The 6618-nt window shown below is 37.6% G+C and carries 9 protein-coding genes; 6 read left to right on the top strand and 3 right to left on the bottom strand.

Features of this window, described 5'->3' with window-relative positions; all coding sequences use genetic code 11:
- Nucleotides 1–13: 13 nt before the first annotated feature.
- Both V7083_RS23015 and V7083_RS23020 read right to left on the bottom strand, forming a co-directional pair.
- On the bottom strand, nucleotides 14–532 hold the full coding sequence (locus tag V7083_RS23015) for a YfiT family bacillithiol transferase (protein ID WP_335482462.1): 519 nt from the start codon (nucleotides 530–532) through the stop codon (nucleotides 14–16).
- 28 nt (nucleotides 533–560) lie between these two features.
- Entirely contained in the window at nucleotides 561–908 is a 348-nt protein-coding gene (locus V7083_RS23020; protein WP_335482464.1) for a n-acetylglutamate synthase, read from the bottom strand.
- 119 nt (nucleotides 909–1027) lie between these two features.
- Between V7083_RS23020 and V7083_RS23025 the strand changes: the two genes are divergently transcribed.
- The 3 genes from V7083_RS23025 (at nucleotide 1028) to V7083_RS23035 (ending at nucleotide 2703) form a co-directional block, all read left to right on the top strand.
- Nucleotides 1028–1237 carry a hypothetical protein gene (locus tag V7083_RS23025; protein WP_335482466.1) on the top strand — a complete coding sequence of 70 codons (210 nt, stop codon included), beginning with the start codon at nucleotides 1028–1030 and terminating at the stop codon, nucleotides 1235–1237.
- A 117-nt stretch (nucleotides 1238–1354) separates the two neighbouring features.
- A complete protein-coding gene (locus tag V7083_RS23030) occupies nucleotides 1355–1750 on the top strand; it encodes a YkvA family protein (RefSeq protein ID WP_335482467.1) in 396 nt (131 codons plus the stop codon).
- A gap of 353 nt (nucleotides 1751–2103) precedes the next feature.
- A complete protein-coding gene (locus V7083_RS23035) occupies nucleotides 2104–2703 on the top strand; it encodes a hypothetical protein (protein WP_335482469.1) in 600 nt (199 codons plus the stop codon).
- 52 nt (nucleotides 2704–2755) lie between these two features.
- On the opposite strand, the gene V7083_RS23040 is transcribed toward V7083_RS23035, so the two are convergent.
- Nucleotides 2756–4087 carry a PD-(D/E)XK nuclease family protein gene (locus V7083_RS23040; protein WP_335482470.1) on the bottom strand — a complete coding sequence of 444 codons (1332 nt, stop codon included), beginning with the start codon at nucleotides 4085–4087 and terminating at the stop codon, nucleotides 2756–2758.
- Between the two features lie 177 nt (nucleotides 4088–4264).
- Here V7083_RS23040 and V7083_RS23045 point away from each other — a divergent pair, with 177 nt between their 5' ends.
- The 3 genes from V7083_RS23045 to V7083_RS23055 all read left to right on the top strand — a co-directional run bounded on the left by V7083_RS23045 (nucleotide 4265) and on the right by V7083_RS23055 (nucleotide 6596).
- Nucleotides 4265–4696 (top strand): LytTR family DNA-binding domain-containing protein, encoded by a 432-nt coding sequence (locus V7083_RS23045; RefSeq protein ID WP_335482472.1) that lies wholly within the window; start codon nucleotides 4265–4267, stop codon nucleotides 4694–4696.
- Nucleotides 4697–4709: 13 nt separating this feature from the next.
- Complete coding sequence (locus V7083_RS23050; RefSeq protein ID WP_335482474.1) at nucleotides 4710–5141, top strand: DUF3021 family protein; 432 nt, start codon at nucleotides 4710–4712, stop codon at nucleotides 5139–5141.
- Between the two features lie 150 nt (nucleotides 5142–5291).
- Entirely contained in the window at nucleotides 5292–6596 is a 1305-nt protein-coding gene (locus V7083_RS23055) for an alpha/beta hydrolase family protein (protein ID WP_335482476.1), read from the top strand.
- The last annotated feature ends 22 nt before the right edge of the window (nucleotides 6597–6618 follow it).

Below are 6618 nucleotides of genomic sequence, written 5' to 3' on the forward strand. Positions count from 1 at the left end.
AATATCTATTGCTTTACCAGCCCTTACGGCTAATTAAAGAAGTAATATGGGCAAGATGGTGCCGGCCATGCCAAGCATAGATACCGATATTTTTTCCCACCGTTATTTCCCCTGATTCCGGATGCACGAAAGTTTTTTTCATATCCTCAGGATTTAGACTATGTAATAGTTTGACCCAACGTTTGTGCAATGTTTCAAGAAGCGTTAAGGAAATCTCAATCGGCAATGAGTAATCTGGAAGTTCGGCCCATTTCCCTTCATTATAAGGCTTGATGACTGGGTTTTCTTCAGTAAGAGCTAGTTTAAAACGGACATAAGCGTTCATATGACTATCTGCAACATGATGAACCACTTGACGAACGGTCCATCCGCCATTCCGATAAGGAGTGTCCAATTGATTATCATCCAAACTACTGACAGCTTCTCGCAATAATGCTGGTAAGCTCTCAATCTCACTAATCCAATCCTTAGTAATAACCCCCGTGATCTCTCCATCAAATTGAAATTTTCCTATTGGATACCTTTCATCCATTGCAATCCCTCCTATGTATTCCTCTAAATTAATATTTTAAGGGTTCTTCAATAATTGAATTCCCCTCTGTTGCTTCATTATCAAGCCACTTCCATTTCTCATATAGTCTAATACGCCCATCAGCTAAGATTTCAGGAGTCGATACACATTCTCCTCCTCTAAGTTCATCTTTTGTATTCACATGGTTATATCGAAACTGTAAGGATCCATCCTCTTTCACCATTCCAATCAGCAATCCTTTTACGATTTCTCCCCCGCCATATGTTGCTGAGACGATCGTTCCCTCTTGACTATATTTAAAAAAAGTCTTTGAAGAAACTTCTCCGTTTGCTGTATTTTCAATTGAAACAAATGTACGGCCATTATAATTTATCAATGTTTCTCCTCACTTTTTAAGAACTCGAACCCTTTTAATCTTCTTAAGTATGAAAATTAGTCCTTTTCGTTTTTCACAAATTACATATAATATAGAAATTTAGTTTAGTAGGTGAAAGCATGACCACAACCATCACTACCGGGATTCACGGAGCAACGTATTCTGGTACACCCTTACCAATGTTTGGTACTTGGAATCAGGTTATTCACCACCATCCATATAGTGTACACGTGGGACATAACGTTTATTACATGGTTCCTATTTTATACGGACATCCGCCTGCGTTCCCTTATCTGGGACCTTATGTCCCCTTTCGATATACTTTATAAAAATATCCCTCTTTGTAAAGAGTATAACGACAACACCCATGCTTTTTCCACTACTACAACCTTTATATTCAAATCTTTCTTAAATTTCTTTATAATCTTTAGAAGGAGGGAAGTTAAATGGACAAGCCACTAACTAAGTTGAAAAACTTTGCAAGGAAATTAAAACAGAATTTATTTGTCCTATATTTATCGTATAAAGATAAAAGAGTGCCTTGGTATGCAAAGCTTGTTGCCATATGTGTGGTTGCGTATGCTTTTAGCCCAATCGATCTGATTCCTGATTTTATCCCGGTACTAGGTTATCTTGATGACCTCATTATCGTACCGCTTGGCATCATGCTAGCCATGAAGTTGATTCCTCCTGTTGTGATTAATGACCATAGAGCACGAGCGGAAGAAATGAAAAAGGCTGGAAAGCCTAAAAATTGGTTCACAGCCATTCTTTTTATTCTAATCTGGCTTTTATTTGCTTATTGGGTTGGAAATTTGCTATTTTTTCACGATAAAAATTAAAACAAGAATAAAATTAAAAGTGCTGACTCTAAAATTACCTTTTGAGTCAGCACTTTTATTGTTCCTTGAGTTATTTACTGTTTATCCCCCTATCCCCAAAGATCCATTCTTCACTTTGACAGCTGAGATCAATCACTCCTTGCAGTTCCGAAACAAATTACATCCTAGGTCTTAGATAAAAATAAATCTCACGATTGTTCAAGGATTCTTAGCAATATAGGATTATAGAATTAGATTGGAAAGGGACGGAATCTTTTCATTTTCATCAATGAATTTTATTAAAATAGGGATTTTTGAAACAGAAGCACATACAAAATTCTATTCGCAGGGAGTTTAAAAATGGGGGAATCAAGATGGAAGTTTATATCATTCTTTCTGATACGGGAACTTTATTTACAAAAATGATAAAAAGATTTACGAAACATCCATTAAACCACGCTTCAATCTCTTTTTCGAAGGAACTAGTAGACGAGACTTACAGCTTCGGCAGGAAACGAGCCAATAATCCTTTTATCGGAGGCTTTATTAGGGAAAATATGAACGGAGAGTTATTTCAAAGTGCAACATGTGCCATTTATAGTTGTTCTGTTTCAGAAAGCGAATATAAGCAGATGAGAAAGCTTGTCCAACAATTTGAAAAGCAGCAGCAAGACTATAAGTATAATTTAATCGGGCTTTTCGGGGTTCTGCTTAATAAAAAAATGAATAGAAAAAGAGCCTTCTTTTGTTCAGAATTTGTTGCAACGGTTTTAAATCGAGGCGGCATTGACATAAAGGGTAAACACCCAAGCTTAGTCAAACCTAATGATTTGGGAGATTGTGAAAATTTTCGATTGCTTTATAAGGGACAACTCATCTCCTATCTTCTACAACATTCAAACCAACCCACACAAGAAATTGCCAATGATACAAAGAAACAAAGTAAAATACTAATATATTCAAGAGTATGCTAACTAAGCTGTTTATTTTTATTACAAACAGCTTAGTTTTATTGATAAATAGTTTTTAGTCCTCTTTGTTTGTAGATGATTCCCATTTTTTAAGTTCTTCAATTGTTTTTTTCAAATCAATTAGACCATTTTCCGCTGTTTGAATATAGTCGGTTCGCTGAGCAATGGTTATTGTTTTGCCCGTCCCCAATTTTGATGGTTTTTGCAGGAACAGTCCGCGTTCCTTGGACTCTATCAGGACTTTCTCCATTTCATCATTCCTGAACTCTGTCAAGTTTTCCATGTCATTTACTTCAATTTTCACGCAGAGTAATTGCTGCTCGAGTTGCAGGTAGTAGTTTTTATCACTCTGTGGCTGCCACCAAAAACCCCAGAATCCTCCTCGCGGATTGGCAACATACCCCCAGTTGCCATTAAAATGTTTTTGAAGCCCCATGTAAAAGCCCTGCCATGCAAAGCCGTCCCAATCTACCACAGGCTTTGTTTTATAAGCATTAATTTTACTATCAAGCTTCTCCAAATGTACTAGATAGTCAAGGAAAATAGGATGACTTACACCATTTTCCCGGCCACGCGCTAATACTTCAAGTATCCTTTCGCGTGTAAACGGAAAATAGCCTGCATCCTGAACTGAGTGGTAATGACTTTGATCCGCTATCTTATAATAGATTGGCAATTGAACTAAATCAGGATAAGCGATCCTTACTTCTTCACGATACCGGTTCAGCTGATCTGAGTGGTTTTTAGTATATGTTTTATCCTCTATTAAAATGGCATAGGTATCGTTTACAATCGCAAGAATATCTAACGCTTGGAATTGCCTAATAATTTCAATACTTTTTATTGTAGGAACAGGATACCCATGAACGTTAAAAATCATTGTTATGAAATCTACGGCAGCTTCATGCAACGGCTTATCTAATGAGCGATGTGTTTCCGGACTCCAGGACAGCAGCCAGCATATGAAAGCATCCTGTGATAATTCACTCGTTGCAAAATGAAATAGATTCGGTTGCTCCAAGTAAGCCGCTTGGCTGTCACGGGTGCTTTCAAGAAGCAATTCTACATCATGATTTCCCGTATAATCCTCCCAGCCTCCTCTCGAAAGAATGGATTGATAATGGAGTTCCGGCCATATCACATTGGACTCTACATCCAGAATCCTTCCTCTCTCGTTTGGAAATAACAGAAGCAAACGGTCGTCTCCTTGCTGTGCAATAATTTCCGGTACTGGTTCAGAACGCTTCATGTACCCGCAATTTTCAGTAGGACACTTATAGATTGGATGTGCATCCAAACGAATACCACCATCAGCCCTTTCATCTATCATTTCCCAATCTTCCTCTTGTAAATCAGTGCCACATCGTGGACATATATACCTATTCATCCCAAACACTCTCCAAGGATACTTTTTAATATATATTCATAATAGCACGAGCTTTGATTAATCCATTTATACGATACTCATTTAAATTATAAAGTCTATATTCCGCAATCTTTAAAATCATTTATAATGAAAATATGAATTTTCTGGTTGATTTTGGTTAAAAAAGTGAGTGAGAATATGAAGGTTTCAATAGAAGAGATTCCGAAGGACCGTGAAGAGGAAATCCTCATCAGATGCCATGAGGTCAATAACGATGTATACGAAATGGTTAACAAGCTTAAAATGGAAAATCGTATATTGATTGGGTACCAACATGACAAGATTCATCGTGTTAGACTAAGCGATATCTATTATTTTGAGGCAGTGGATGGAAAGGTTTTTTGTTACTGCAAGGACAAAGCTTTTGAAGTCAAACAAAAGCTTTATGAGTTGGAGGAGCTAGGCAAAGAATGTTTCCGTGCTTCCAAATCGACGATTTTGAATATCACGAAAATATCACATATCTACCCATCTATTAGCGGCAGGTTTGAAGCGGTGTTGAATAACGGGGAGCGTGTTGTCATATCAAGACAATATGTGCCTGTGCTTAGAAATAAACTTGGATTGTAAGAGGAGAAGCAGAATGGGACTTTCCGAATTTATAAAAAAAACGATGCAACAATTCTTTATTATCTTCGCTGCCATCATCATCATCCTTACAATTTTGCGGCAAATTTATTACCCTAATCTTTCCTTCGACTTGAATTCTATTTATATTATCATGGCCTTTTCCCTGATTGGGTCATTGACAGGATGTATCCTCTATTCTCCTTACAACATTAGTGAGAACAATATGCGGATAAGAATCATCATTCATTTTGTTGCTCTGGAAACGATATTGATTTCCCTCGGGGCATTTTTTGGAATTGTCAAAGGCGCGGCAGACATCCTTATTTTTGCCTTGCAAATAGCAGTAGTTTATCTCATTGTCCGTCTGCTTTCATGGCGAAATGATAAAAAAGTTGCTGATGAAATTAACGGAAAACTGAGGTCCTTTAATCAGACAGGGGATTAACAAGGCGGTAGGCATAACAGCTTACCGCCTTTTTTTGCAACTTACCGCTCTATATATACAGCTTATTGATTTTCTATATACTTCCTTTCTTCAGTTAATTATGCTGTAAACATAAAAATAACTGGTAAAACAAAGAAAGGGGTCATTACCTTGGGAACATTATTATTTGTCATCACTTTAATTTTTGAAATGGCCTTAGCCACTTACTGCATCGTAACGAAGCAACACCATAAAAAATTGAGGAATTGGGTTAGAATCAGTTTTTTCATTGCCTTTGTGATACTTACTCTTACATCCATTATCGAATGGGGCTTCCGCTGGGACCTGTTGGCCGTAGTGCTTTTCCTACAAGCTTTCATTGGAACGGTATCGTTAGTACGTAATAAAGCCGATAAAAAAACAAATAAAACTTCCCGGGTGATTGGAAAAACAATTTTGATGATCGTCATCCTCGTATTTGCCTTTGCACCCGCTATTGTTTTTCCACAACACAAACAGCCAACAATAACTGGTGAATTTAAGGTCGCTACCGCCAATTTCACATACACCGATCAAAACCGGATTGAGGAATTTGCCGATACCGGTGAAAAAAGACATGTCAATGTAGAATTTTGGTATCCTAAAAACGCTGATGGTAAATATCCACTAGTTGTATTCTCCCATGGGGCCAATGGCATTAAAGCAAGTAACACCTCCACCTTTAAGGAGCTAGCCAGTCACGGATATGTAGTATGTTCCATTGATCATCCCTATCATTCTCTTTATACGAAATCAAATAAAGGCGAGATTAACACGATCAATTCGGAATATATGAAGGAAGTCAGCAATGCCAATAAAGAGGGTGTTTATACGAAGGACCAATTGTATGGACTTATTCAAAAGTGGATGAAACTGCGTACGGAAGATATGAACTTTGTGATTGATACCATTTTAGAAAAATCAACAAGCGATAAAGGCTCGGTCTATCAGTTAATCAACCCAGAGAAAATTGGTGTGTTTGGCCATTCAATGGGTGGCGCAGCCAGTGTTGGGATCGGCAGCAAGCGTGATGATGTCGGCGCTGTTGTCAATCTGGACGGTCCGTTTTTTAGTGAGCTTGTTTATGATAAAAAGACAAATGATTTTGTGGCGAACGGCAAGGCTTATACAACCCCACTTCTGAACATTTATACTGACGATGTTTGGAAACAGCTTAACAGTAATTCCACTTATGCGGCAAACAAAGCAGCCGATCAAAATTGTAAAGAAGCCTATACCGTTTATTTTAAAGGTGCCAAACACTTAAGTCTTACCGATTTATCACTTGTTTCTCCTATGCTTGCTAATACACTTCAAGGCGGTAAGTCAACGATTGATAAATATTACTGCCTGGAAACTGAAAATAAACTTATTCTTCAATTCTTTGATTATACACTGAAGGGTAAGGAACGCTTTACATCTGAAGGAACCTATTAAACAATAATCGAGTAGGAGGGGG

It is taken from the genome of Bacillus sp. JJ1764 (assembly GCF_036962145.1).
Taxonomy (GTDB): Bacteria; Bacillota; Bacilli; order Bacillales; family Cytobacillaceae; genus Neobacillus.